Below are 25,444 nucleotides of genomic sequence, written 5' to 3' on the forward strand. Positions count from 1 at the left end.
TTTACTCTACAATTAACTTACCTTTCATCATAGAAAAATGTCCTGGAAACGAACAGATATAATCATAGCTGCCTTTTTCAGGAATGGTAAACTCAATCGTATCCGATTCGCCTCCGCCAATAAGCTTGGTATGCGCGATAACGCTGGCACTTTCAGATTTAGGAATGTAGTCGTTGTCTTTAGCGGTCATCGCTTTTTGCGCAAATGCATTAAGGTCAGTCCCTTGTTTTAAGACTACAAAATTATGTCCCATTGCCGTTTTCTCCATTTTTCCGGTATGCTTAAATACCAGAGTGATGGTCTGACCTGCTTTAACACGCAGTTCTGTTTTGTCGTACTGCATCTGGTCATTTCCCTCCAGCGTCAGGGAGTTGCTGATTTCAGGCTGAACAGCACTGCTCTCCTCCTGAACCGGCTCCGCAGTGGTTTCCTGAACTGAACCTGCAGCCGGACTTTTATCTGCGTTTCCGCCACAGGAACTGAGTATAAAAACAAATGCAAATAGTAATGCTGAAGTACGGATTGATCTTTTCATTTTGATTATTTTTAATGGTGATTATTAATTTATATGAAGTAATTAGCTGAAGTAATGGGTCAAAGTTATGATGGAGATACAGGTCATTTTTATGACTGAAATCATAAAGCATACTATCGGTACACTTTGCGGTTATCGATGGTCAGTTCCCCCTTTTTTTCCAGGGATTTTATAGAACGGATCACGGTTTCCACCCTTAATCCGGTTAGATCAGCAATTTGTTGCCGTGTAATTTCCACCCTGTATTTTTCTCCTGCGGGCACTTTATTGATCTTAATTTTAAAATGGTCAATGAGTTTGAGGACGCGGTGTTCGGGGTCCTGAGAAGAGATTTCTGAGGCCATAACAGATTTAAAATAAAGCCGTTCGGCGAGGTTAACCGTAATCTTAAGATGAATTTGGGGATTGGAGGTTAGTAGTTCCAGAAACTTATCTTTCGCCAGGAGGAAGACTTCCGAAGGCGCGATCGCCTCTGCATTGGCGGGATAACTATCTTTAATGAAAAGAGGTGGTTCTCCGAAGCTGTCCCCCTCTGTAAAAATTCCCTGCACAAATTCCTTTCCGTCGTCATTAAAATTATTCATTTTTACCGCTCCTTTCAGGATCTGAAAGTAATACCTGGGCGTGTCACCTTGTCTGAATAACATTTCTCCCTTTTCAAAACTTGCGGTTTTGGCACCAAACTGAATTAAAAAATGCTCCTCAATCATGCTTTACTTTCATTAAGTCCGGAGGTCATCCATCCTGGAGCTAAGTTAAATGGCAGCTGGTCATCCTTTCGGAAGCGGGATCACTTATAAAAGTGATGTTCAGCATTGTTTACCGGCCTGATCACTTATTTAGAATTTCAAAGTCAGCATGCCATAAATATTCCTTCCCGGTCTTAACATCGAACCCCAGTCTAAATGTTCTGCATACGCTTTGTTAAACAGATTTTCTATGCCTGCTGAAAAGTTCAGCTGATACCGGCTCATTGCAAAACTATAACCCGACCTCAGGTTGAATACCGTATATCCCCGGGTTTCTTTTTCGCCAAAATCCAGACTGACCTGGTTTTGCCGGAGGCTGATTTCATTTTCTGCCTGCAGAAATAAACGGCGATGCAGGAAACGAAGGCTCGTGATGGTTTTTATCGGAGCGATCAGGGGTAAGGGGTTATTTCGATGGTCTTCGCCCTGCAGCCATTTCCAGGTATTGTTAAGGATAAAGTGCTGATGGAAAAACTGGTAATTAAAACTGGATTCTGCGCCAAATAATTTTGCGGAAGGAATATTTTCATAAGCACGGACACCAGCAGCACCGGTCGTCATTACGCTTAATTCCGGTTGGGTTTTCCCGATGATGTAATGCTGTACCAGGCTGCCAAAGGCCGTTAATTTCCAGGAAAAATCCGTTGTTGAAAACAACAGGTTTAATTCGCCATTCCAGGCCTGTTCATTCTTCAACAATGGATTTCCAACATAATCGTGATTGTCCATCCGGTTAAACAGATAGAAGCCAAATCGTTCAGATGTGGTTGGCGACCTTTCATTCAGCCCTCCGCTCACATACACGGTAAAAAGCGGACTCAAAAACCGGGTATAACTGACATTCACATTTTTCAGGAACCGGTTAAGGGGCTGATGGACCTCATAACCTAAAACCGCGAACTGGTTTTTCCCCATCTGGTCAGCGAGTTTTGAAGATGCGATTTCCACCCGTAGTTTAAGATCCAGGCGACTTTTCTCATTGAGAAAAATCCCATCCTCCAAAAAGAGCCCTGCTACAACCTGATGATTTTCGGGCCATGTTTTCATATACATTGGTGCCGCTCCCTGGGGATACATGGTCATATCTGCTTTCACTGAATTGTAATAAAAGTCTGTTTTCAACTTCAATATATGCTTTCCCCGGGGTTTGAGTCGAAACTGAAAAAATGCACCCAGCGTATGGCTTTCTCCGGGCATATCCATGTGCATTGTTACCGTTGGTCTCCGGGTATCGTCCATCGCATGACGGACGGAGTTTGCATACACTTTTGCGTCCATCTCCTGCAGGATGCCGGGTTGACCTTTCAACTCATAGCTAAGCGAGGCGATTCTGGCCTTTGCATAACCCACATCCATCGGCAATGCCGGAAAACCAATGTTCCAGCCATCATCCAATAGAAAATCCGCCTTAATCAGGCTATTTTTACTGACCAGATATTTTCCGGAAACACTGGTATTTAATTTTTCATATTGGGAGAAGGCGATCCTTTGGCCGAGGCCATCCATATAATCCCCTGCTTTTCTATAGACGCCACTTACCCGCAACGCCCAACGGTTCGCGCTGTAGTTCATCGCAAGTACATTCTGTACCGATGCAGCAGCCGAATAATATCCGGAGGCCATGCTTCCGCTAAGTCTGACATTCGAATCAATAACGGCGTCGGCCAGTTTCAGGTTTAACGTACCACCCACTGTAGCACCCATACTCATCCCCTCTCCGCCGTTCCTGACCTCGATACTTTTCAGGTTAACAGGCTCCGTATAAATTGTTGCGGGATCCATTTTATCCGTGCATGCGCCAAAGATTTTCATCCCGTCAATGACCACATTCACCTAGCCGCCGGAAAATCCCCGGAGTACAGGTTCCATTCCTAGCGGTCCCCGTTTAATTAAACTCAGCCCTTCCACCTTCGCCAGGATATCGTCTATGCCCGAAAGCATAGACGATTGATAAAAGGCCGTTCGCGGATGTTTACTTTTCCGGCTCGTATGGATCTGAACTTCTTTTAATGCCAATTCCTTCATGACACTATCTTGTTTAGTCTGAGCTACCGCCAGTGATCCGGAAAGGAGTAAAAAAACAACTGGAACAGATTTAAAATAAATGTCCATCGCCTTAAAATGTAAGGTCAAAAAATGTGTTCAGGTTTTGTCCCGCTTTGCTTAGCCCAAGATTGATCCTCCATTCACCGGTCATGGTGAAATTGACTTTCCCTTTATAGCGTCCGTTTTTGGTAATCACAGGATTGATGTTATTGGGAGAACCGTGTCCCATAGCCGGCATTTCCGGTGTCATGGATACAACATAATCATCCACCGGAAGAAAGGTCATCTTATCCTGTTGACGATGAATGGTCAACTCCATCTCATTGATTCCAATTTTTGGATTGGCAGGTAAAAAGCAGGAAACAACCAGTTTGGCCCCATCAGCAGTGCTGATCATTTTCACCCTCGCCGGCAGGGAGGCTTTAACTTCCAATGGCAACAGGGCTATTGCAGAATTATTTTGTCCTTCTTTTTTAACAGTTACCTTAAAAGACCATTTATTCTGACCAGCAGCAGCGCCAGGCATGGTAAAAACTGCAGCACAAGGGAACAGTGTATTTTCAGCCTGGTTGCTTTCCGGTTGAAAGCAAGGTGCGGCATGAGACATTTGCATTCCATTCATGTCCATATCCATAACAGGCAGGACTTGTATCCCGGCTTTTGTGATTGATTGATTGGAAAGAGAATCATAAAGTGCCAGGAACAGCTTGTTATGTCCTGTCGTTATGGTCGTCTGCGACCAGAGCTCTACCTTGGTAGCAGCACCTAAGGCATAACCTTCTGAGATCTTTATTAACCCTTCTTTAGGGTCGGTAGAAATTGTATGATTCGAATCTTTTTTACAGGCCGCAAAAACGGTCAGCAAAAAGACAATAGTATATCGCTTTTTCATCAGAATATATTTGTTTTTTTTCGTGTTGTTTATTGATCCTCAAAGGTTCTCAAGAACTCGTAAACTTGGTTTAAAGGTGATGAAGCGATCATGACCTTATGTTCATTTCGTTATGTGTTCTGTAAGATCACGATGGTTTCATATGGATCTGAGGTAAAATAAGGGCAATGTTTCGGATATTGAAGACTAGTTCACTGAGATCATACCAAAGGAGGATGAAATATATGATCAGAAATCGTGTGCGTATAATTCAGGAGAAAAGGTGTATTTCCTTTACAGGACAGAATGAATTCGACAACCAAATCTTCGGCAGTAACCGTAAGAAATAAAGGGATATCTAGCTGTTTCCCGACAGAACCAGCTTCCCTTTCGGTTCTTTCCGCATGAGCAAGGCTTTTTTTCAAAACGCATTTGCCCTCACAATGTATTTCCGGCCGGTTTCTGTTTTCGCAAAGTGCGCTACTGACGTATGCTTTATTCAGCTGATAAATTGTAATTAATCCCAACGTGGCCATACATTGAAAACCCAAAGACAATATTAATATGATGCTGATGATCTTTTTCATCCTTTAGATAGCTGGGAAATTATAGGGATAAAAGTAAGTAATCAATAAACGCTAATTAATGATGCAGAGGGGTTAAAAAACTGATCGTTATCAGGAATTCGTTTGGTCCATGGTAGCGATGTGAATAGGAAACGATTGAATTTCTTCAAATCCTGGCGGGTATCCGGCATATAATAGCGAATCCTATCCGGGATCAGGGAGGGAAATGTTCTGTACCTTGCAGTATTGGAACTGCTCCCGGTTATACGCGCTCAAACCAGGCTTTATATTCGGTCTATACTCGGTGCAACCTCGCTTGGATGCGTGTTAAAGGCGGGTAAGAACGCAGTATACATCGGGTAAAGATCCAATGAAAGCGCAACTTAAATAAAAAGAGATGGCAAAAATTACAAAAGGATTGTTAGGTGGTTTCAGCGGAAAGGTGGGTACCGTTGTCGGCTATACTTTGTATGGCATAGACCGGATGAGGAGTTTACCGGATAGAACAGCTCCGCCCACTGTAAATGAATTGAAAAACAGGAGCCGGTTTAAACTGATACAGGAGGTTGTTAACTGTATTAAGGATCTGGTCAAGGTTGGTTTTAAAGACTATTGGACCGTTAGCGGGGGTACACGTGCTGCCCTTTCCTATAACCGCCGGTTTGCGCTTAAAACAAATGAAGAAGCCGACTATATCGATCCTGCTCAATTTAAAATCAGTGGTGGAACGCTCCCCGGCTTAACTACTGCGGTTGTGGTACAGGAAAGAGAAGATATGCTCCGTTTTAGCTGGAATCCGGCGAACATCGACGGTGGCTCCCCTTATGATCAGGTGATGCTTTTGGCCATAGATATGCAGGACCGGAAGGCGGCTTACCAGTGTACTGGTAACTTCAGGAGTTCAGGAACAGATGTGCTCCAGCTTCCCGAAGCGCTGAAAGGAAAAGAAGTAGACGTTTACATTGCGGTAGTGGCTAAGGACAGATGCAGTCAATCGGAGAGCCAGTATTTAGGGCGTTTAAGACTACAGGAAGAACCAGAATTGCAGGAAAAGCCAGAACTAAAGGAAGAAACAGGATTACGGGAGGAACCAGAAGTACAGGAAAAACCAAGGCTACAGAAAGTGCCATTGCCCCTGGGGGATGAAGTGGAAACCAATCCCTTCCCTCCTGTCGCCGCCCATGTACGCCTGCCGGGAATAAGGCTATGATCTTCTGAATAATCTTTATGGCTTTCATTTATAAATGCGGATAATTATTTAGCTTTGATACAAGAATTAACGCTGCTCAACCTTTTTGTTTTATTCTTTTTTTTTGTAATAAGACCCTAAGAATCGTTGGTTCCATACCCTTTATTAAATATACTATGGACATGAATATGCCAACGATGCCAACGCAAAAAGCGGAACCATCCACACTTGGAAACATTACAGAATTTCCCTTAAACTGGCCACTTACCGGCGACGAAAAACCTGGATCAACTCATGAGCTGATCATCAACGATCAGTTTATTTTTGTGACGGGGCAGAACATGAATAAAGTAGCGAAGTTCAATTACCAGGGGGAATTGCTGACCTATTACGACATGGAGGAAAACAGCGCGCCACATGGTTTGTTAATTGATATCAAAAGGAGGCTTTGGGTTTCCCTTGAATCACTCGGTCAGGTGGTCCGTCTGGATGAAAATGGAAATATTGTTCAACGCATTGACGTAAAAATCTACCCGAATGGCACTTCCGGGGCTCCAATTAATACTGCACCGCATGGTATAGGACTCGATGCAGATGGGGAAACCATTTGGTTTACGGGAAAACGAACCAGTACGATTGGCAAAATCTCTCCTGACGGTCAGGTAAGCCATTTTCAATTAGAAACCCTCGCGGCACTACCGATCTTTCTATCTGCAGGAAATGGAAGCGGAATGTGGGGAACAGAATTACTGGGCAACAATATCCTGAACATCTCAGCTGAGGGAAAGGTAAGCGAATACGCAATACCGACCAGCAACAGCAGGCCAATAGCGATCATCAAAGACCCGGTGGAAAACTGCATGTGGTTTACCCAGGAAGCTGGCCTTAACATCGGCAGAATAGATGCACAAGGTAACATCAGCGAATACCCCATCCCTGTTGTTCAGCAAAACTCCCGTCTTGCTTCTTTATGCTTTGATGATGAAATGAATTTATGGGTGCAGGTCTATGTAGATTTAGACAACCCCAAACCAGAAGGAAGCGACTATCTCCTCAAATTTGACAAATCAATAAGAACCTCCTGTGGCTTTACGGTTACAGGTGTCCCCTTTACCACCCATGTAGTTCCGAGCCGCTCGGTGATGATGCACCGCATCAGAAAAGACAAGGATGGCAATTTATGGTTCACCGAAATGATGCTGGATAGATTGGGAAAGATCACTTTGTAAAATCGGCTACACTACCAACTGGGATTTGAACATCCTCAGTCTTTTAACAAGTTATTTAAAAGAAAAACCAATTTATCTCCATTGGAATTCAGACAATCATTTAATTAATTTTCGTAGCATTGTGTGCATCTGTTATTTATCAAAAGATATGTTTCGTTTTTTTAAATTTTCCGTTTTTGCAGCAGTTATCTGTCAGTTTTTGTTGAGCCTGGTTACTTTGAGTGATGTTTTTATCCACGCCAATCAAACCCGCTTTTATGTGATCACAATTGTTGTTGCATTACTTTTTTTGGCAATGGGTCTGGTTGGAGTCGTTGTGTTTCGGAACTTCAGAAACATTCATGAGCACATTTCCGCTGAAAAACAAACAAGCTTAGCGCAATCTTCCTTGCGAAAACTACTACTTTTCTTTGGACTGATCGCAATAGTTATTGGCCTGATTTCAGGTTCGTTGTGCTTCGCGTTAATAGAAAGAATGGCTACTGGGACCGCATTATTTGGCTGATCTCAACAGAACTCATCACAGAAAAAAAGCACTAACAGTTTTTACCTGTCAGTGCTTTTTTCATTTGAAACTCAGGAATATTGATACTCCTCCTATACCCCAAGGCTCCAGCCCTGGCGGTATTCGCGTTTAACAAATTGATTCACCTCATCAAAATTAGTAACCCTAAGGTTCTGCTTGTCCCAAAGTAACTTGATGTCTCTTCCTGGATAGTCAAAACCGCTGTCTTTGGCTCTTCTCACATCGGTTCCTCTAATCGCCAGATTGGCAATTAAAAGTGTCTCTGTAAGCGGGCCAGCCGTTTCAAATGGTGAGCTCAGGTTTATCTTACCATAGCCCGCAATCGCTGCCTCTGCCCATTGGGTGTAATGACCGTCAACTCCACCTTCTACCAATGGAGTTTTCCGTTTGGTACGGTCTTCCGCATTCTTCGACAATGGCAATAACCTTGGGTTAGCACCATACACATCACACATCATTTTTCCTTTGGTGCCAATGAACAACACGCCATTTGCCCCAAAAGCTTCGTTCGCTTCCAGTTCTTCCGGACGTTCGGGTTTAATCCCCCCATCCATCCAATGAAGCTCCAGGTTCCCTTTGGTTTTCTTTGTTTTCTCAAAGGTCATGATTACATGACTTGACGGCGGACAACTATCAGGGAAATACCCTCTTTTAAATTCATCTACATAAATACTTCCAACGCTGCACTGCACATCAATCGGCGTATCCAATCCTAATATTCTGAAAGGTGGCTCCACAAGGTGACAGCCCATATCGCCAATCGCACCAGTGCCATAATCCCACCATCCCCTCCAGTTAAAAGGAACCATTTTATCGATGTAGGGCTTGTAAGGGGCACAGCCTAACCACAAGTCCCAGTCCAGTTCTTTTGGGATCTCAGCAGCTGTTGAAGGCCAGGTGATTCCCTGAGGCCATACTGGACGGTCCGTCCAGCAGTACACCGTTTCCACTTTACCGATCAGGCCGGCATCACACCAGTCCTGCAGCTGTCTTACCCCATCACCGGATGCGCCCTGATTTCCCATCTGGGTAACCACCTGGTAACGCTTTGCCGCTTCAGTTAGCTTGCGTGCTTCAAAAATATCGTGTGTTAAAGGTTTCTGAACATATACATGTTTTCCAAGTTGCATTGCTGCCATGGCAATCATCGCATGGGTATGGTCCGGTGTTGAAATAACAACACCATCAATGTTTTTGGCTTCTTTATCCAGCATCTGCCGGTAGTCTTTATAATATTTTGCCTTAGGGAACCGCTTAACCGATCCCGCGGCTCTTCTATCATCAACATCACACAGAAATGCGATATCAGATTTACCACCACTATAGATTCTTTCCAGATCGCTCTCCCCTTTTCCACCTACGCCAACGCCAGCAACCATAAGGCGGTCGCTGGGTGCTAAAAATCCTTTCCCACCCAATACATGGCGGGGTACAATCATAAATCCTGCCGCTGCCAGGGCGGTGGTTTTAATAAAGTTTCTTCTTGAACTATTTGCCCCTGAATCTTTATTTTCTTCAGTCATTTTTTTATTCTTTTGTCGTATTCATATGATTTGCCTTTCTTCCAGGCAGGTTATTCGCCTTTGTACAGGTTATTTCCCTTTGCTCAGGTCTTTAATTCTGATGTTCCTGAACTGTACCGGGGAACCATGACCAAGGAAGCCAATATGGCCGCTGTTGCGCAATAATCCGGGATGAGGCTGACCATCAGCTGCGCCATTTTTTCTGGCATCAGTAATGTCTGCATCAAGAATCACCGTTCCGTTCAGGATCACTTTAATTTTAGGACCTTTTACAATCACCTCTTCATAATTCCATTCTCCTACAGGCTTTAAAAAGCCTCTTTTTGCAGGAACTGTACCATAGATAGAACCATGATACTGGTAAACATGCAGGTCTTTATAAATTGGTGCTTCGCTATCCAGGATTTGTAGTTCCATCCCTTCATAAGCAGCATCACCTGTTAAAGGAGCTCTGATCCCTAAACCATTATTTGCTCCCGGTGTCAATTGAAACTCAAAACGGTAAACGAAATCACTAAATTCTTCTTTGGTAAATAAGTTACCACCTGAGCCTTTTCCTGGTTTTGGACGAATGGCAATGTTTCCGTCTTCGATCACATAATCGGTAGTATTGCCCATCCAGTTGTGCATATTCGTACCATCAAAAAGCACTTTATAACCTTCCTTTTTCTCCTGAGCAGTCAATTCAAAAGGTTTCACACGTGGAAGCTCCCTGATGTACAGATCGCGGTAAGCTACCGGAGAACCATGTGCCTGAAGCTCGATCTGCTCCTCTGCAAAAATCGCCATATTTCTATCCCAGTAATTTTCCAGAATTACATTGTCAGTTACCAGCACACCGTTTAAATAAACCGTAACACGGTCGCCTTTCATCAAAATACGGAAGGTATTCCACTCATCCAGTTTATTATCAGCCACCTTCAATGGTTTGCTTTCATTCACCTGATTGTTATACAGGCCACCTGAACCTACCTGGGCACCTACTTTTGTACGTGCATTGTCCCAGATCTGAACCTGAGGCGTGCCACGAAGGTAGATCCCTGCATCGCCCTCTCCTTTTTTATCATCGATGATTTTCCAGTCTACCAGCATTTCAAAATCACCGTATTTTTTAGCCGTAACCAGGTTGTCACCATGGCTCGCAAACTGTAATTCACCATTGGCTACTTTCCAGCTATCAACTGCTTTTGCATCCGCTTTCTTCTGTTCAGCTTCCAATGTTTTGGCATCCATTTTCGAACGCTTAATCGGGTCTGCCACAAAGCCTTTCCATCCTGTTAAGTCGGTTCCGTTAAACATAGATACGAAACCCGCTCCTGCTTTCATTTCAGCAATATACTTGCGCATTCCTTCTTTTTGATAACCGCTATCACCACCGGTGATCACAGCGATCGTTTTATTCAGCAATCCTTTAACCAGATCTCCGTTATACTCACCGGCCAAAGTAATGTTCATTACTGCATTTGCAGCAGTCTGCTGTAATGCAGCATCGTCTAAATATTTACCTGCAAAAACAATCGCATTGAAACATTTAGCCTGTTCAGCAGCCTTTAGTATCTGATTTTTTTGCTCCGGGCTTTGCGCTACTGCCATCGCATTGCGAAGCAATAACAATTTCTGTTCTGCAGGGGCAGCGCTTTCTCTTACCGCACGCAAATAACCATTTAACGCAGTATTCAGGAAAGCAGGATTTTTTGTCTCACGGGCAATCTTAATCAATGCTGCCGCGGCGTTACCATCAACCCAGGCAGATAAAGCCTCTAAAGCCGCCTGCTGAGTTTGCTCATTACCGGAAGCATAGCCATCAGACACCGCTTTTAATGACTTTTCAGATCCTAAATTTGCAAGGACTTTATAGTACAATAATTTCTTATTTTCCGGAGCGGTATTCATTTGCTGCAATACGGCATCCACCTGTGCGGTCTTATCGCCAGGGCCATTTACGGCTGCAATAATTGCCGCCTGTACCGCCAGTTCCTGTGTTCCGGAATTTTCATTAAGTAAGGTAAACAACTGAGGTAAATCACCATTTACGACCACAGCACTTAAAGCAGTATATGCCGCTTGTTGTACCTGTGGGTTTTTACTTTTCATTTGCGTATAAACGGCATTCAATTGTGTATTTGCAGCACGCGAGGCAAGGATATTGATCAATGCCACCTGTACTTCCGGTTTTGCGCCGGGAATTGCAGCAGCAACTTTTGCCGGAATGTCATTACCCTTCATGCGGTCGATCACTCCGGAAACAGCAGCAATATCGGTCGCATCACCTTTGCCCATTACCTTCAGCAAATCGCCAAGAACCTGTTCCTGGCCAATATTTGTAGCCGCATTTATCGCCGACAGTTTAACCTGCTGATTTTTACTCTTCAATAATTTTAGTATCGCAGGCAATGCTGCTGTTGCATTGCTTTCGCCAAGCATGTACACGATATCAGCTTTCGCTTCATCATCCACCTGTCCCAGTTTTTTAACCCATGCCCCGGTTGAAGCCTCAGTGATATACGGAACCGCGAACTTTAAGGCTGCGGCACGATACGCTGCATTCTTATCGCCGGCAGCATCCAGCAGAATTTGTTGATTGCCTTCTTTATTTGCCGCTACTAAAATCTTTAAAGCAGCAGTGCGAACACTTACATGCTCATCAGCAGCAGTTTTACTTAATAGTTTTTTTCCGATTTGTTCTGCCATTGCAGTGTTCCCATTTTCCGATAACTGTGTTGCATAGATCAGGTAATTGGCAGTCGCATTGGTGTTTTCATATTTATATCCGCTTTTTTCGGCTGCTGCAGCGAGTACATTTTCTGAAGATGGGTCTGCAATATAAGCAAGTGCATATAAAGCTACATTGGCTGTATTTACGTCATTACTCACTGCAAGGGCATTAATCGCCGGAGCAGCATCCTTAAAACGGCTGTCGCCTAAAGCTTCAATGATGGAAAGTTTTGCAGCACCATTTGCCTGGCCCAGGGCATTTAACAAGGTTGTTTTTGAGGCAACAGTATTGATTTTAACCAGGGCTCTGCCTGCAGGGTCAGCCAATAGCGGATCTGTTAAAAAACCTTGTAAACAGGAAATCGCATCATCTTTACCCACAAGTTCCAGCTGGCTGATGATAAATGATTTGTTTTGCGGATCAGTAAGCTTCGGTAACGCTTTACAATAAGCCGCAACCGCCATTTTCCGCAAGTTTTCCTGTCCGGTTTGGGTAACATACCCAGAGAAACCGCCAATTGCATATTCCAGCAGCGCGTTATTTCCCTTGCCCGGTGCAGTAAGTCCGGTAATTAAAGTGATATACCCATCTTCTCCCAGCTGAGAGATGTCGTTCATGTTATTTTTTAACAGTCCTGCATCCTTTGCAGGCATTTGAGCAAGCAAATCCGCAATGCGTGTCGTTATTGTACGTTGGTCAGTTTTCTGCTGTGCCTGTGCTGCATTTTGTAGCATGATTGCGGCCAGCAGGATAAAGAATATCTTTCTTATCATTATGATATGTGTAAAATGTTAATCTGAATTGTATTTAAAACCGCTATTTAATTAGATAGAAAAAGGCGCGCGCATTACAGGATTAATAAGCCTGTTTGCACCTTCATCATCAATAAACTCCTGTTTTACAGGATCAAACTTTAAGGAGCGACCCAATCTCAATGCGATCAGTCCCATATTTACAATATTACATGAGCGATGTCCGTTCTCTTCATTTAAGGCAAATTTTTGTCTGGTTTTAACAGAGGTTACAAAATCTGTCATTTGCGGTGCAGGCTCAGGGAATGCAGCCAATTTCCTTTCCAGGTCTGGTATATCTGATTTAAACCCAGGATACAGTTTTCCTTTAGGCCCTTCAATATAAGGGACATTGGTATCTTTTCCTTCGCCATCTAAAATGATCTGGCAGCCATCCGCATAAGTATAAGTGATTCTTCTCCAGGTGCCAACGGCATCTGTATGTTGTTGCGGGGCATCTATTTCCACAGAAACCGGACTGGTATTGTCTTTTCCTAAGAAATACTGGATCGGATCGATATAATGTTGTCCCATATCACTCAGACCACCACCATCATAATCCCAGTAACCACGGAAAGTCTGATGAACCCGGTGTTCATTATAAGGTTTGTAAGGTGCCGGGCCAAGCCACCTGTCGTAATCCAGTTCCGGTGGTACTGGCTGAGGGGCGAGATTGTCCTTTCCTACCCAATAAAATTTCCAGTCGTAACCCGTATGTTTTCCTACGGTCACCTTTAAAGGCCATCCCAACATACCACTGTCCACTAATTTTTTTACAGGTTTCACAGTGGTTCCCATTCCGTAAAAAGTATCTTTAAATCTAAACCAGGTATTTAAGCGGAACATGCTGCCATGTTTCTGTACGGCCTCCATCACTCGTTTCCCTTCTCCAATGGTATGCGTCATCGGCTTTTCACACCAGATGTCCTTGCCTGCATTCGCTGCATCAACGGACATGATGCCATGCCAGTGTGGTGGTGTGGCGATGTGTACGATATCTACTTCAGGTAATTTAAGCAGTTCCCGGTAATCGCTAAAGGTTTTAACGCCTTTATCTAACATGGAAGTTGCTTTTTCAATGTGTCTGGTATCCACGTCGCAAATGGCTACAACCTGTGTTCCATCATAACCGAAATGGCCCCGGCCCATAGAGCCAACACCGATTACGGCTTTTGTTAAGCGGTCGCTGGGCGCAATAAAGCCCGTACCGCCCAGTACGTAACGTGGCACTATGGTAAATGCCGCGAGCCCGACGGCGGCTTTTGTAATAAAATCTCTTCTGGTATTGGTTTCGTTTGTGTGTTTTGGTTCCATTGTTAATTAATTGGTGTTACGAAAAATTAAAATGTGGTTAGGTTGTTATGGGTAAAAAGATACTCGTTGTGGAAAACAAACTATAAATAAGTCTGTTTGGCTTAGGAAATATAATGACATTTTTTATTTAAGTTTATCAATAAACTGATTTTTTTAATAAAAAAACTTAGTTTAATAAAATTTTCACTTAAGTTGACGAACCTTATCTCAATAAATACACTTAGCCAATGGATCTTTCCTTATTAAAGAATATAATACTATCAGAAAGTAAAAACGATAAGCAACTCACCCATAAATACAAAATATTAAAGCACCTGTTCTCTACAGGCTCTTCTTCTATTTCTGCGCTCTGTGATGCCGTAGGCCTGAGTACGCCGAGCATGATCAAGCTTTTGGCAGATTTGCTGACGACAGGCTGGGTCGAAAAAAAAGGGAGTGGATTGTCTATCGGCGGACGGAGGCCTGATTTATATACTTTAAAAAATGAAAGAGCACTGATCATCTGTATAGATATTGAGTTGTTTCATACCAAAATAGCCATTTTGGATAACAACTGTAATTTTATGACGCAGGTAAAAACTGTTTCTTTGCCTATTTCTAAAAACAGAACTGATTTCTTTTCCATTTTACTTCCGCACCTCGAGGAGATACAACAATCCGCTGCCATTGATCAAAGCCTGATCATTGGTTGTTATGTGGGCATGCCAGGCCTGGTGAACACGGAAAAAGGCGAAAATTACAGCTACCTGATCGACAATCAGGAAAGCAGCGCACTGGTACAAGCCTTTGAAAAAGCCCTTCATTTACCGGTAATTGTACAGAACGATATGGCCGGATCAGCGATAGCGGAATTTCGACATGGGCTCGCCAAAGGCAAAAAGAATGCATTGGTATTGCTAATGGATTGGGGTGTCGGACTGGGGATCATCATGGATGGCAAATTAAGAAGAGGTGCTACCGGTTTTGCCGGCGAATTCGGGCACATTCCTTTTATTGAAAACGGAGCGCTTTGTTACTGCGGAAAACACGGTTGCCTGGAAACCATCGCCTCTGGAAATGCTTTATCAAAAACGGCGAAAGAAGGCCTTTTATTAGGTAAGAAATCAATGTTAAACGAGCTCTCGAAAGAAGAACTGGAAAGGATTGAACCAGAAGCAATTATAAACGCAGCGAACAGAGGCGATCAATATGCTATCCAGCTGTTGTCTAACGTTGGGGCCAATATGGGGAAAGGGATCTCTATACTTATCCAGCTATTTAATCCGGAACTCATTGTGTTAAGCGGACAAATTGCCAAAGCAAAGCAGTATATCACGTTGCCTATGCAACAATCTATAAATACCTACTGTATGACACAGATCAGAGAAAAAATGGTGATTGCTTCTTCTGAACTTGGCGAAAATTCCAGACTTTTAGGTTATGCAACAGATGGTATCGACCGGTTGTTAGATGCTTATCTACTAAAAACAAATAGCATAAAGAAGTCGAAAAAAGAAATCAACTTGATTTTATGACTTTTTCAAGAAGTCGATAATATATTTAACGGCCTCAGTTTTATTGCTGGCTGTAGATTTAAGTTCAAATCTTTTTACCCCGGAACTTCTCATCCAATCCGTCCAAATTAATTTCATGATTTCCATATCGGTAGGATGCTTCCTCGCGGCACCGGTTTTAGAGAGCGAGCGGTCATACATTTCCATTACAATAACTTCCAGGTCTTTCAAAAATGGATTTTTAGCAGGCTTTATCTTAAATTTGGGATTTTTGGATAAGAAAGCATGCATGTCATCTGAGTTCGATTTCAAAAAAGCATTTCTAAAATCCGTCACTTTTGCTGCACTTAAATCATATCCTTTACCGTATATACCTGCCTCGATATAACCATCAGTCATTAAAACCATTACATTTCGGAATTTATGCTTCAGCTTACCGCCGGTTGACACGGTTGGTAACACTATCCGGTCATCAATGCCGGATTGAAAATAGGTCCAGATATCCGCCCCATTATTAGAAATTGCAGCTTTATTATTAAACTTCTTATATTCAGCTATAAAAGCAACGGTATCTGTCTTTAATGTGGGCCCTGTTTTATTTCTGGCCTTGATATAATCAATTCTGTCACTTTGACGACGCTCGAATCTTTGGAAATCAATCGCCAGCGCATCAGTATTAATTTTATACAAACCTATTAATCCCTTGTTTATAAAATCAACACTATAGTGATCCAACTGCCCTTCTTCTCTCTTTATTCGTAAAATATCCGGCCACACTCTACCCAATACCCCCTGGACGATATCTGCATCTGAAACTGCCTTTGGATATAGTTTAGGATTTAAACGGTTCGATAGATCCGGGGCAAAAATCAGGTTAAAATCAGTGATATCATTTTGTTTCTGGGCAGATAATTTTGTTGCGGACAGCAATGCCAGGAGGCCTATTAAAATATATTTTTTCATTAGATTTTTACCCTTTTATCTATTTGTGAACTTCTTACTTTTTCATTTTGCCAACGCACTGCTGTATCAAATGCTTCACGCGATTTTTCCATTGCCTTTAATATGGCATACTCCTCATGCAAGTAATCATTCCAACCCTCTAAGAAAATATTGATCCTGTCGTTAAGCGAATCGATGGAGATTGGAAGGTGATCATTCTCCACATGGCTTTTGTAAATGGTAGAAATGTCCCTGATGTGTTGTTTCCCGGTAATCAGGTCTATTTTTTTAATCTCTCTCAGCAGGTTTAACTTATTAGGCATGGCTTCCAGTTTCGCTTCAGTTATTTTATACTGAGCATCCAGACCTATATTTATGGCTTCTATCGAATAAACATTCGCTTTAACCAGCAGAATTCTTTCTTCCTGTAATTTCACATCCTCATTCATCTGTTTAATGAGCAGGCTATTTTTTAAGGTGGCAATATCAGGGTTGCGCTCTTCAAAAATTGATATCAATTTCTCAAAAGCGAATTTTAGCATGATCAAGCCAATAGACCCTAGTAGAAACACCAGATAAAAATTCGGATCAGCGAAGACCATGGTTATTCGCCATACCTCATTTTCATCTCCTCTGATAAAGTTCATTTGATAAATTGCAGCAGAGACTTTGTAAGCAATTCCCGCATCGATTAGCAGGATTCCGACAAAAAACATAACCACAGTAATGACCTTATTTTTTGTAAAAAGCCGCATCAACGCACAGGAAACTGGAATACTCACAAAAAGTATAATAAAAATTGTACCCAAGCCTCCCTTTGAGAAAGTCAGGCTTAATGCCTTAGGGTTGAATATCTCCATCGGAATACTTTCCAGACCAGCCGCTTCAGCTGCCTTTGAATCCTCTACAGCAAATAACAGAATATAACATGCAGAAGAATAAAAAATAAAAAGATACGCGACCAGACTTATATTGGCAAAAAGTACCGGGATAAATTCATACCATTTAAACTTTGGCGCAATGAAATTCCGCTGGGCATCACGTATCCGTTCTTTAATCCCTGCCGCCTCTTTTTCATGAAAAGCGATTTTATCTGTTTTAAGGCTCTGGATTTCCTGTTTATTTTTTTCGGTCTCTGATCTGAGGCTGATCAGGTTATTTTTTGCATTTAAAGTTTCGTTTTCAGATGCTGCTTCAGCAGTCTGTAACTGTAAATTCAGATTTTCCTCAAAGGCATTAATGCTCTTCAGCTCTTGCTCATCAATCTTTGTGATTAAACGTCTCTTCTTATCATCAACGACATCGATGTCATTAATGAAAACCGAATAGACGGTGTCAAGAGACTTGGTGAGCACCTGGTGATCACCATTATTAAACCTGGAACGCTCGTAGCCCTGCCCCCTCAGCATCTTTCGATCAAAGCTGCCGATCTCTGCAGCAATCATTGAATCGAGTACCTTTGTAAATTCCGAAATGGCGTGCTCCTTAGCCGTGTGGTTTTCGATTTTTGATTCAACAGTCAAAGGCTCAGTTGGGCTGGGCACAACTACTTCAGCACGCTGCATTGAGGCTTTCTGATTGATGTCGTTAAAATTAACAATCAAATTTGCCACCGTTTCTGCGTGATTGGTTACGATAATACTTTCATGATTGTTTTTCCTTGCGTTTACGGACCAATTGTAGGAACCATGAAGTGCAACCCGTTTGTCAATTACGCAAAATTTCTGATTCATCATCCCATAACCGACATTTTTTATCCTGGTTACCGAAACGCCCAACAAAGCAAGCTCGTCGAAATCCAGTTTAAGATTCTCCTGATTGTCTGCTATGATCAGCGATATATTTATATTTTGGATGGCTTTACGTTTGATGATATCAAATAATTCATCATCAGTAAACCAGGCAGTAGCAATTAAAATCTCGAATTCGGCTCCTTCGAGCTCTTCGACGATACGAGAAAAAATCTCTTTATTATTGTGCAATACCTGTTGGTCAAGTTGAGCGTTTTCTGTAAGCATAATATTTTAGGTTAGAACTATTTTACCCATTTGATCTTTCAAAATGTGCGGTCAATTTTTTCAGTAAACTCATTATTGCTAAATTCATAATCTTCGGTTTCAAATCATTTCCGGTTATTTAGCTTATCAAAAGTATAGATGTTCAAATCCCTTTACTTACGGGAAACCGTAAAGCCATGAGTAATTTTTGAAATAATTTTGGAAATGCAAATCACTGGTGGGGCATCTGTTTATTTTAAAATCTATTTATCCATAAGTCCCGATAGCCTACCGAGATATGAACGGATTTGAAAATCACAATAAACAACTAAAAAACAACAAGCTACAGCCCAAATATGAAATCCATACGATGCTGCAGGAATTCTAAAAATTCCTTTTATTTTTACCAATTAATGCGCTCCAAAAATGTTTGAGGAATATTTAAAAGACATACTTGCTCTTTACGAAAAGAAGAAAAGTGAAAACACTCTTCCACCAAATTTATCGCATCCGACACCTGGAAATTTTAGAAGTGAATGCATCACTGTTTTTAGTGAAAGGCCGCTCAGTAGTGACGATGAAGCATTAAGATTGTTCTTTGGTGCGGCAGATAACGAGATGGGATTTGCTAGAAATATTGAAAATTCCAAGGCAGTTCAATATAAACAAATGCCAAAAATTCTCAAACGGGACATCAGTAGTCCCAATAGAAAGTATATAGAGCTTTTAGCTTGGTTAATAAATTTCAATCACAGACCTTTTGCAGTATATATCAGCCGCCCCGTCCCACCAGATAATAAACCAAAACCACATAAACCACTAAAGTTTCTCAAGCCATCTGTTATTATTATCGTATCTACGTTTGTTATACTTGTTATCGGTTGTATTTTCTTTGTTTGGAAAGCTAAGATGGATTCTTCCGTAACTAAGAAATGTATGTACTGGGCAACTGATCATTATGAGCCCGTTGACTGTAATGAGAAAATAGACGATATCCCGATTGTATCTTTAGATACCAGAAAGTTAAGCCATTTTAAAAAAATAACTTTACCTGATACACTCACAAAAAATTCTATAAATAAAGTATGGTACCTAAAACCTTTCAAATGGGGAAATCCAATTTTTTTTACTGATAGTGGCGTCCATCCCATCGATACACTTAAAAAACTAAAACCAATGTCAGATTATATATTGAGAAAATACGTTTCTTACCACAGGTATTTGCTCAGGCTTGTTATTTGGTCAATTTCCGCGATCATTCTCCTCAGCCTCTGCTCAGTTTTTTTCATTGGTTTCCGAAGAAAACGCAAAAAGAAAATGCTCGCTTTGACCAGTCCAAACGTGTTAGCTTAATGGCTTCTTTCCTCTTTTCCACCAAATCAAAAACCCGGTAACGGGTAAGCCCATAGCAATCAGGCCGGCAAAGAAAGCCAGGACCTTCCCTGTGAGCCCAAGTGCGCTCCCTGTATGAAGATCATAATTCATCGCGATGAGCTGTGCTCCTATCGTCTGCTTGTTAAATTCTGTTCCTTTTTGCAGCAATGCTCCGCTATACCTGTCAAACCGATATTGTACCCGATCATATAAGTTCATGTCGCTCTGATAAGCGGAGACATTCACTGTTCCGCTTTTAGCAGAAGGAAAATTATAGAGAAAATAAGCCGTTTCCGGGGATGCTTTTAATGCCTGATCTAAAATCCGGTCTGCGGGCATCACATCAGTAACTTGGGTGGTATCGGATAAAACCTTTGACTTTTTTTCGGTTGTCAGCTCAAAAGACCACATCAACCCTGTCAATGCGATTACCAATAAAATCAGACAACTATAAAAGCCAAATACATTATGTAAATCATAGTTTAGCCTTTTAAACTTTGCATTCCATTTCACTTTGAATCTTTGTTTCAGCTGTTTGCGTTTCCACTTTTTGGGCCACCACAAAACCAGACCTGAAAGCAGTAAAAACACAAAGCAAACCACCGACCAGCGTATAATGAAATGTCCAACATTGTCGCCCAGCAACAGGTTCATGTGCAAAGCCAGTACCACGGTAAAAAATTCCCTTTTGGCATTTTCTTTATAGACCACCTGTCCGGTATAGGGATTCAGATAAACTTTATAATAGTATTCGTAATAATTCCAGTAGCCGAACGATTTCTTGTCTACCTTCAAGGCCCGGAACATATACGTACGGTCCTTAGCCTGTGAAAGCTGCCCACGTGAAATTTTATGGTCCTTCCCCATCGCCTGCTCCGCAATCGGCAGCAACTGGCTCAAAGGCAAGCGCAAAGCACCTGCGGGAACTTCCACATACAACCTGTCTTTATAGACCCATTCTTTGATTTCGTCAGTAAAGGCATAAATTGCACCGGTAAGTCCCAGTATAAACACCACCAGCCCGGAGAATAATCCGAGCCAGAGGTGTAAAAAATGTATGGTTTTCTTAAAATTTGAAAGTAGCATTTGCAGCAAAAGTTCTTGGTACTTGTGGGCTTAACACCCCTATTCCGGTAAAATATAGTTCGTCTGTTAAGTTGTCAACTTTAAAGCCCAATCTGTATTTCGGTTTATCATAAAATACGGTAGCTGTTGCCATCACATACGAAGGTAAGGTAAACACACCTGTGATCGCGGAATTACCTGTGATATGTTTACCGATGTAATTTACGCCGGTACCCAGGCCCAGGCCTTTCAGGTAACCACCTGGAATGGCATAGCTGATCCAGGAGTTGATCAAAACTGAGGGTCCGGCAAAAGCAGGGCGTCTGCCTTCAAGTGCAGGGGTTCCTTCGATCAGCTTGCTATCGTTATACGCATAACCCGCGATGATGTTTAATCCCTGAACCGGATTAGCAATCAGTTCAAGTTCTACTCCTCTACTTTTTTGAGTACCACCTTGTAGCGTAACCGGATAGTTTTTACCATTCACAGTAATGTCTTCTCTCCAGGTCATATTGTTCACTTCAATATCATACACGCTGGCGGTAAAACTTAATTTACCCTGGAACAGGTCCATTTTGGCACCTCCTTCAAACTGATTGGATTGTTGTGGTTTGAACGTTGAAGAAGCCCCTGAACCTTCCGGCTGTGTTACCGGTGCCACGTTACTAAATCCATTCATATAATTTCCAAATAATGAAATCCGGTCTTTCAACACCTGGTAAACCAAACCGAGCTTTGGAGATACTGCGGTTTGCAAATACTGACCTGTACGCTGGTTGTTACTAAGGTTAAAAGAACCTTTATTCTGGAAACGGTCTACCCTTAAGCTCAACATCGCCATTAACCTGTCGCTCAGGTTCAGCACATTGGAGGCATAAGCACCATAAATGTTGTTTTCTCCATTGTTCCAGGTACGGAGCCCCGTGCTTTTCGCCAATCCTGCCTCTACCGCCGAACGGTTGATCTTTCCGTAATTTGCATCTGCAGGATTTGTCCCGTCTACACTATCAAACACAATATAAGGCGAACTGTTGTTGCGAACCGTTTGGTTCAAATAATCGAAACCTATCACCATCCTGTTGCGCAAGCCAAACAGGTTAAAGTCGCCTGTAAAATTCTGTTGTAAGTCTCTGGATGTATTCACAGAATATTGCTTTGAGATGGTGCGTTCCATCATATTGTCTTTTGCCCCACGGATAAACTGGTATTGGTAAAAGCCATCAGACTTACGGCTATTGATCGAATAGATCGTTTGTGAAGTCCACTGACCGGAAAGTTTGTAAGTCACCTGTCCTCTAAAATTCAGGGTTGGATTTTTCATGGTCAGCTCGTTATTGGTATAAGACCTGTTCCAGTCAAAATTCAGATCGCCTGGTACTTTCGCTATATAATTACGTGTCCTGTTCAAAAAGATGACCGAAGGACTTGTACCTTCCAATTGATAAAATCCTGCATTTACACTGATGTTCAATCTTTTGCTCGCACGGTATTCCAATGATGGAGCGAAAAATATCGATTTTCTAAAACCGGCATCCTGAAATGATTTTTGATCCTGATAAGCTGCATTCATCCTGAACAATAGCTTCTTATCTTTATCTACCTGATCTGCAGGACCATACACATCGGCACTAAGGCGTCTCAAGCCATAACTACCTGTAGTAAAGCTTACTTCTCCACCCAGCGTATCCACTGGTTTTTTGGTCACAATATTGATCAGACCGCCAAATGAAACTACTGCGCCTCCAAACAAAGTACCGGAAGGCCCTTTGATCAGCTCGACACGCTCGATGTTTGCAGGTTCAACCTCACCATTGGTTTGAGAAGGCACACCATCCATCAATGCAGCCTCTGATCTAAAGCCGCGCATACTGTAATAAGAAGCACCTTCACTGTTGATCCCTCTGCTGCCCTGAACTTTATATACACCCGGACTGTTTTTCAAAGCCATACTGAACTCCGTTACCATTTGCTCTGTCAATAAAGTCTTTGGAATCGTGGTATATACCTGCGGGTTTTCCAGGTTACCGAGCGGCATCTTGGCAGAAGTGGTGGTTTTCTTCACAGAGAACTTGTTCGTGCTTCCACCATTGATCACTACTTCTTCCAGTTGATCATTACTTTCAACCAGTACAAAGTTTTGGGAAACCGTTTCTCCTGCAACTACTGTTACTTCTTTTTTCTGAACACCCAGGCCAACAAAACTGGCGATCAGCGTGTACTTACCGGCTTCAAGATCTTTCAGCAGGTAATTTCCTTTCGCATCTACCTGGGCGCTTTTTAAGCCTTTAATGCCAACGGTAACAAATTCTGCAGCTTTTCCGTCGCTCGTTTTAACCGTTCCTTTAATGCTGCCCTTTCCTCCGGAAGTCTGTATGGTGATCTGCGTTCCACTCACGCTAAGGCCTTTAAGCTCCTGACCCAACAAATCGGATAGTGCCGCTCTTAGCGATTGTGCGCTGAAATCCACACTCACTTTTCTTTGTGTATTTAATTGAGTACTGCTGTACGAAAACTGTACGCCTGCTTTATCTCCAAGCGCCTTTAATGCATCTCCCAATGCTACATTCTTCAATTGGAGGCTCAACGTTTTTTCTAATACCTGATTTTGCTGTCCGTAACTGCTGTAGGGCAGATATAAAATACTGCATATTAAAAACAGGAATTTTACGAATTGTTTCCTTTGGGTACATCTTTTGTACATACTTTTACTTGTTGTTAAATTAATGATGAATTGATTTTTCAATAGCCCGGATTGAAGTTTGCAGACCGAAACCGGGTTTCTTTTTATAATTGGTTGGAGATGATCAATAGAGTATAAATGTCTGTCCGTTTTGCTTGTAGCTAAACTTTACAGCGAAGCTCATGCTTTCCAGGACTTTCTGCAGACTGGGATTTTTAAAGCTACCCGTGTACCGTTCCCCGGATAATGCTGGCCTGTTAATCTTGATTTTCACATTGTACCAGCGTTCCAGCATTTCGGCTACCTCTTCGATGGTTAGATTGTCCATCAGCAGTTCGCCGTTTTTCCAGGCCATATATTTAGGGGCATATACCTCGTCTGTTTGCATGGATGGTATGGCGCCCTTTGTTTCAAAAACACCGCGTTTATTGGCCGTTAGCATCAACTGTAGCTGATTTGAATCTCCTGAAAACCGGATTTTACCTTCTTCAACGACTACTGTTGTCGCGGTTTCGGTTGCCATCGCCCTTAAATTAAACTTTGTGCCCAGCACCTGTATTTTTGTTTTTTCTGTAGAGATGATAAACGGCTTCGAGGCATCTTTGGCTACGCTGAAATAGGCCTCACCACTAAATTCCAACTCCCTTAGCTGGCCTTTAAAATTTTCAGGAAAACGTAAAACACTCTCCGAATTTAACCAAACAATGGTCCCATCGGGTAAAGTTACGCTCAGCTTCTGCCCTTTGAGCGTTTTAATCTCCTTGTAAGCGAATGTGTTGTGCTGACTGTTTTTCCAATCTGTATTTAAATAGTAGAAAGTCGCGCCGCCAAGAAGCAAGGCTATACAGGCGGCAAGTTGCCAAATCATGCGATAATTACGTAATTTGAAACCTGCAGCAGGTTTAGGCTGCGCATCGATGTGGTAGCGACCCGAAATCCGCTTCCAGCCCCTATCCCCAATTGCGTTTAAATCGGAATTTTCAGGAAAGCTCATTTCCGCCTCTTCCGAATCAAGCCATTGTTGAACAATACGCTGCTCTTCAAGGCTACATCTCCCCTGATGATAACGCTCAATGTTTTCTTTATTAATCTTCATAAGTATCGGGCTTCCCTGGTTGCCCATATACCTTAAAGCCGGATAACCAGGGATTTTCCCTAGGTCAGTTTTCATAAAAAAATGAGATTATTTTACAACTACCTGTATTCCTGCAAATTAATTCTTAAAAAACTGAGGGCTTTGTACAGGTGATACTCTACCGTTTTTTCCGAGATCATCAATTTGGCCGCAATGGCTTTATTGTTCATGCCCTGTTCCTGGCTCAATCCATAGACTTCCCGGCAGCGACATGGCAATTCGTCCAATAACAGGGTCAGATTTCCGTTCAGTTCATTAAACAAGACCTGTTCCTCGGTGCAGTTCTTCGAATCGCATAGGTTTTGTAAGGCGCAGTTGATGTGCTCGCGATGGCTGTTGCTGGTACGTAAATAATCAAAAGCCTCGAGTTTTGCGGCCCGGTTCAAATATTGCTCAACAGTAGTCCTGATCACAATTTTCTTTCTGCGCTCCCAGAGAGAGGCAAACAAATCCTGACTGATCTCTTCTGCAATTTCTTCGTCCCGGGTATAATTATAGATAATTCCAAATACGTTTTTCCAGCAACTCTGATAAATTTGTTCAAAGTATTGCCCATCCATGTCCTGGATAGCTAAGTGAGGCTGTTGATCCTGATTTGAATAAGATGGAGGCACTTGATCAATTTTTTCCAAAGCTAACAATTAACTGGAATCAATCTAAATAATATTAACTTTATTTAATCGTCTAACTGTTTAAGTGGTTG

At 42.3% G+C, this 25,444-nt stretch carries 19 protein-coding genes and 1 pseudogene; 5 read left to right on the forward strand and 15 right to left on the reverse strand.

The features are described from left to right. Position 1 precedes the first annotated feature (1 nt). From azu to BLQ87_RS12695, 6 genes are all read right to left on the reverse strand, one after another. Positions 2 to 535, reverse strand: a complete 534-nt coding sequence (azu, locus tag BLQ87_RS12670; protein ID WP_074607170.1) for an azurin — start codon at positions 533 to 535, stop codon at positions 2 to 4. Between the two features lie 113 nt (positions 536 to 648). Further along, a complete protein-coding gene (locus tag BLQ87_RS12675; RefSeq protein WP_074607172.1) occupies positions 649 to 1,245 on the reverse strand; it encodes a Crp/Fnr family transcriptional regulator in 597 nt (198 codons plus the stop codon). A gap of 129 nt (positions 1,246 to 1,374) precedes the next feature. Then, positions 1,375 to 3,117: a TonB-dependent receptor domain-containing protein gene (locus tag BLQ87_RS12680; protein WP_172664899.1), complete on the reverse strand. Its 1,743-nt coding sequence runs from the start codon at positions 3,115 to 3,117 to the stop codon at positions 1,375 to 1,377. Further along, complete coding sequence (locus BLQ87_RS12685; RefSeq protein WP_074607176.1) at positions 3,118 to 3,396, reverse strand: hypothetical protein; 279 nt, start codon at positions 3,394 to 3,396, stop codon at positions 3,118 to 3,120. 4 nt (positions 3,397 to 3,400) lie between these two features. Then, positions 3,401 to 4,222: a FixH family protein gene (locus BLQ87_RS12690; RefSeq protein WP_083361833.1), complete on the reverse strand. Its 822-nt coding sequence runs from the start codon at positions 4,220 to 4,222 to the stop codon at positions 3,401 to 3,403. Between the two features lie 200 nt (positions 4,223 to 4,422). Continuing rightward, positions 4,423 to 4,788: a hypothetical protein gene (locus tag BLQ87_RS12695; RefSeq protein ID WP_074607180.1), complete on the reverse strand. Its 366-nt coding sequence runs from the start codon at positions 4,786 to 4,788 to the stop codon at positions 4,423 to 4,425. Positions 4,789 to 5,164: 376 nt separating this feature from the next. On the opposite strand from BLQ87_RS12695, the gene BLQ87_RS12700 reads away from it, so the two are divergent. The 3 genes and pseudogenes from BLQ87_RS12700 to BLQ87_RS33505 all read left to right on the forward strand — a co-directional run. After that, positions 5,165 to 5,977, forward strand: coding sequence for a DUF6266 family protein (locus BLQ87_RS12700; protein ID WP_074607182.1), 813 nt, complete (start codon positions 5,165 to 5,167; stop codon positions 5,975 to 5,977). A 155-nt stretch (positions 5,978 to 6,132) separates the two neighbouring features. Further along, complete coding sequence (locus tag BLQ87_RS12705; protein ID WP_074607184.1) at positions 6,133 to 7,185, forward strand: Vgb family protein; 1,053 nt, start codon at positions 6,133 to 6,135, stop codon at positions 7,183 to 7,185. Positions 7,186 to 7,197: 12 nt separating this feature from the next. Continuing rightward, a pseudogene (locus tag BLQ87_RS33505) lies at positions 7,198 to 7,293 on the forward strand (AraC family transcriptional regulator); the annotation flags it as partial. A 489-nt stretch (positions 7,294 to 7,782) separates the two neighbouring features. Here the strand turns inward: BLQ87_RS33505 and BLQ87_RS12720 are convergent. The 3 genes from BLQ87_RS12720 to BLQ87_RS12730 all read right to left on the reverse strand — a co-directional run bounded on the left by BLQ87_RS12720 (position 7,783) and on the right by BLQ87_RS12730 (position 14,055). Beyond that, positions 7,783 to 9,234 (reverse strand): Gfo/Idh/MocA family protein, encoded by a 1,452-nt coding sequence (locus BLQ87_RS12720; protein WP_074607188.1) that lies wholly within the window; start codon positions 9,232 to 9,234, stop codon positions 7,783 to 7,785. Positions 9,235 to 9,303: 69 nt separating this feature from the next. Beyond that, complete coding sequence (locus tag BLQ87_RS12725; protein ID WP_143010427.1) at positions 9,304 to 12,723, reverse strand: DUF1080 domain-containing protein; 3,420 nt, start codon at positions 12,721 to 12,723, stop codon at positions 9,304 to 9,306. A 51-nt stretch (positions 12,724 to 12,774) separates the two neighbouring features. Beyond that, positions 12,775 to 14,055 carry a Gfo/Idh/MocA family oxidoreductase gene (locus BLQ87_RS12730; protein ID WP_074607190.1) on the reverse strand — a complete coding sequence of 427 codons (1,281 nt, stop codon included), beginning with the start codon at positions 14,053 to 14,055 and terminating at the stop codon, positions 12,775 to 12,777. A 227-nt stretch (positions 14,056 to 14,282) separates the two neighbouring features. Between BLQ87_RS12730 and BLQ87_RS12735 the strand changes: the two genes are divergently transcribed. Next, entirely contained in the window at positions 14,283 to 15,569 is a 1,287-nt protein-coding gene (locus BLQ87_RS12735) for an ROK family protein (RefSeq protein ID WP_074607193.1), read from the forward strand. On the opposite strand, the gene BLQ87_RS12740 is transcribed toward BLQ87_RS12735, so the two are convergent. Next, positions 15,564 to 16,511: a hypothetical protein gene (locus BLQ87_RS12740; protein WP_074607195.1), complete on the reverse strand. Its 948-nt coding sequence runs from the start codon at positions 16,509 to 16,511 to the stop codon at positions 15,564 to 15,566. The genes BLQ87_RS12735 and BLQ87_RS12740 overlap by 6 nt on opposite strands. Continuing rightward, positions 16,511 to 18,508 (reverse strand): phospholipase D-like domain-containing protein, encoded by a 1,998-nt coding sequence (locus BLQ87_RS12745; RefSeq protein ID WP_074607197.1) that lies wholly within the window; start codon positions 18,506 to 18,508, stop codon positions 16,511 to 16,513. The genes BLQ87_RS12740 and BLQ87_RS12745 overlap by 1 nt, the downstream gene beginning before the upstream one ends. 405 nt (positions 18,509 to 18,913) lie before the next feature. On the opposite strand from BLQ87_RS12745, the gene BLQ87_RS12750 reads away from it, so the two are divergent. Beyond that, the gene (locus BLQ87_RS12750; protein WP_074607199.1) at positions 18,914 to 19,840 is read left to right on the forward strand and encodes a hypothetical protein; all 927 of its coding nucleotides are present in this window, start codon (positions 18,914 to 18,916) and stop codon (positions 19,838 to 19,840) included. On the opposite strand, the gene BLQ87_RS12755 is transcribed toward BLQ87_RS12750, so the two are convergent. From BLQ87_RS12755 to BLQ87_RS12770, 4 genes are all read right to left on the reverse strand, one after another. Then, on the reverse strand, positions 19,832 to 20,947 hold the full coding sequence (locus BLQ87_RS12755; RefSeq protein ID WP_074607201.1) for a PepSY-associated TM helix domain-containing protein: 1,116 nt from the start codon (positions 20,945 to 20,947) through the stop codon (positions 19,832 to 19,834). The genes BLQ87_RS12750 and BLQ87_RS12755 overlap by 9 nt on opposite strands. Beyond that, positions 20,928 to 23,627, reverse strand: coding sequence for a TonB-dependent receptor (locus BLQ87_RS12760; RefSeq protein ID WP_074607203.1), 2,700 nt, complete (start codon positions 23,625 to 23,627; stop codon positions 20,928 to 20,930). Before BLQ87_RS12760 ends, BLQ87_RS12755 begins: the two co-directional genes overlap by 20 nt. 103 nt (positions 23,628 to 23,730) lie before the next feature. Then, positions 23,731 to 24,777, reverse strand: a complete 1,047-nt coding sequence (locus tag BLQ87_RS12765; protein WP_074607205.1) for a FecR family protein — start codon at positions 24,775 to 24,777, stop codon at positions 23,731 to 23,733. A gap of 23 nt (positions 24,778 to 24,800) precedes the next feature. Continuing rightward, positions 24,801 to 25,373 carry an RNA polymerase sigma-70 factor gene (locus BLQ87_RS12770; RefSeq protein ID WP_143010428.1) on the reverse strand — a complete coding sequence of 191 codons (573 nt, stop codon included), beginning with the start codon at positions 25,371 to 25,373 and terminating at the stop codon, positions 24,801 to 24,803. Positions 25,374 to 25,444: the final 71 nt, after the last annotated feature.

The organism is Pedobacter steynii (genome assembly GCF_900103665.1).
Lineage (GTDB): Bacteria > Bacteroidota > Bacteroidia > Sphingobacteriales > Sphingobacteriaceae > Pedobacter > Pedobacter steynii.

Bases quoted from the DNA above. Each gene is read 5' to 3' on its own strand.
- azu (WP_074607170.1), bottom strand. From the start codon at position 535: ATGAAAAGATCAATCCGTACTTCAGCATTACTATTTGCATTTGTTTTT.
- BLQ87_RS12675 (WP_074607172.1), bottom strand. From the start codon at position 1,245: ATGATTGAGGAGCATTTTTTAATTCAGTTTGGTGCCAAAACCGCAAGT.
- BLQ87_RS12685 (WP_074607176.1), bottom strand. From the start codon at position 3,396: ATGGACATTTATTTTAAATCTGTTCCAGTTGTTTTTTTACTCCTTTCC.
- BLQ87_RS12690 (WP_083361833.1), bottom strand. From the start codon at position 4,222: ATGAAAAAGCGATATACTATTGTCTTTTTGCTGACCGTTTTTGCGGCC.
- BLQ87_RS12695 (WP_074607180.1), bottom strand. From the start codon at position 4,788: ATGAAAAAGATCATCAGCATCATATTAATATTGTCTTTGGGTTTTCAA.
- BLQ87_RS12700 (WP_074607182.1), top strand. From the start codon at position 5,165: ATGGCAAAAATTACAAAAGGATTGTTAGGTGGTTTCAGCGGAAAGGTG.
- BLQ87_RS12705 (WP_074607184.1), top strand. From the start codon at position 6,133: ATGGACATGAATATGCCAACGATGCCAACGCAAAAAGCGGAACCATCC.
- BLQ87_RS12720 (WP_074607188.1), bottom strand. From the start codon at position 9,234: ATGACTGAAGAAAATAAAGATTCAGGGGCAAATAGTTCAAGAAGAAAC.
- BLQ87_RS12725 (WP_143010427.1), bottom strand. From the start codon at position 12,723: ATGATAAGAAAGATATTCTTTATCCTGCTGGCCGCAATCATGCTACAA.
- BLQ87_RS12730 (WP_074607190.1), bottom strand. From the start codon at position 14,055: ATGGAACCAAAACACACAAACGAAACCAATACCAGAAGAGATTTTATT.
- BLQ87_RS12735 (WP_074607193.1), top strand. From the start codon at position 14,283: ATGGATCTTTCCTTATTAAAGAATATAATACTATCAGAAAGTAAAAAC.
- BLQ87_RS12740 (WP_074607195.1), bottom strand. From the start codon at position 16,511: ATGAAAAAATATATTTTAATAGGCCTCCTGGCATTGCTGTCCGCAACA.
- BLQ87_RS12745 (WP_074607197.1), bottom strand. From the start codon at position 18,508: ATGCTTACAGAAAACGCTCAACTTGACCAACAGGTATTGCACAATAAT.
- BLQ87_RS12750 (WP_074607199.1), top strand. From the start codon at position 18,914: ATGTTTGAGGAATATTTAAAAGACATACTTGCTCTTTACGAAAAGAAG.
- BLQ87_RS12755 (WP_074607201.1), bottom strand. From the start codon at position 20,947: ATGCTACTTTCAAATTTTAAGAAAACCATACATTTTTTACACCTCTGG.
- BLQ87_RS12760 (WP_074607203.1), bottom strand. From the start codon at position 23,627: ATGTACAAAAGATGTACCCAAAGGAAACAATTCGTAAAATTCCTGTTT.
- BLQ87_RS12765 (WP_074607205.1), bottom strand. From the start codon at position 24,777: ATGAAAACTGACCTAGGGAAAATCCCTGGTTATCCGGCTTTAAGGTAT.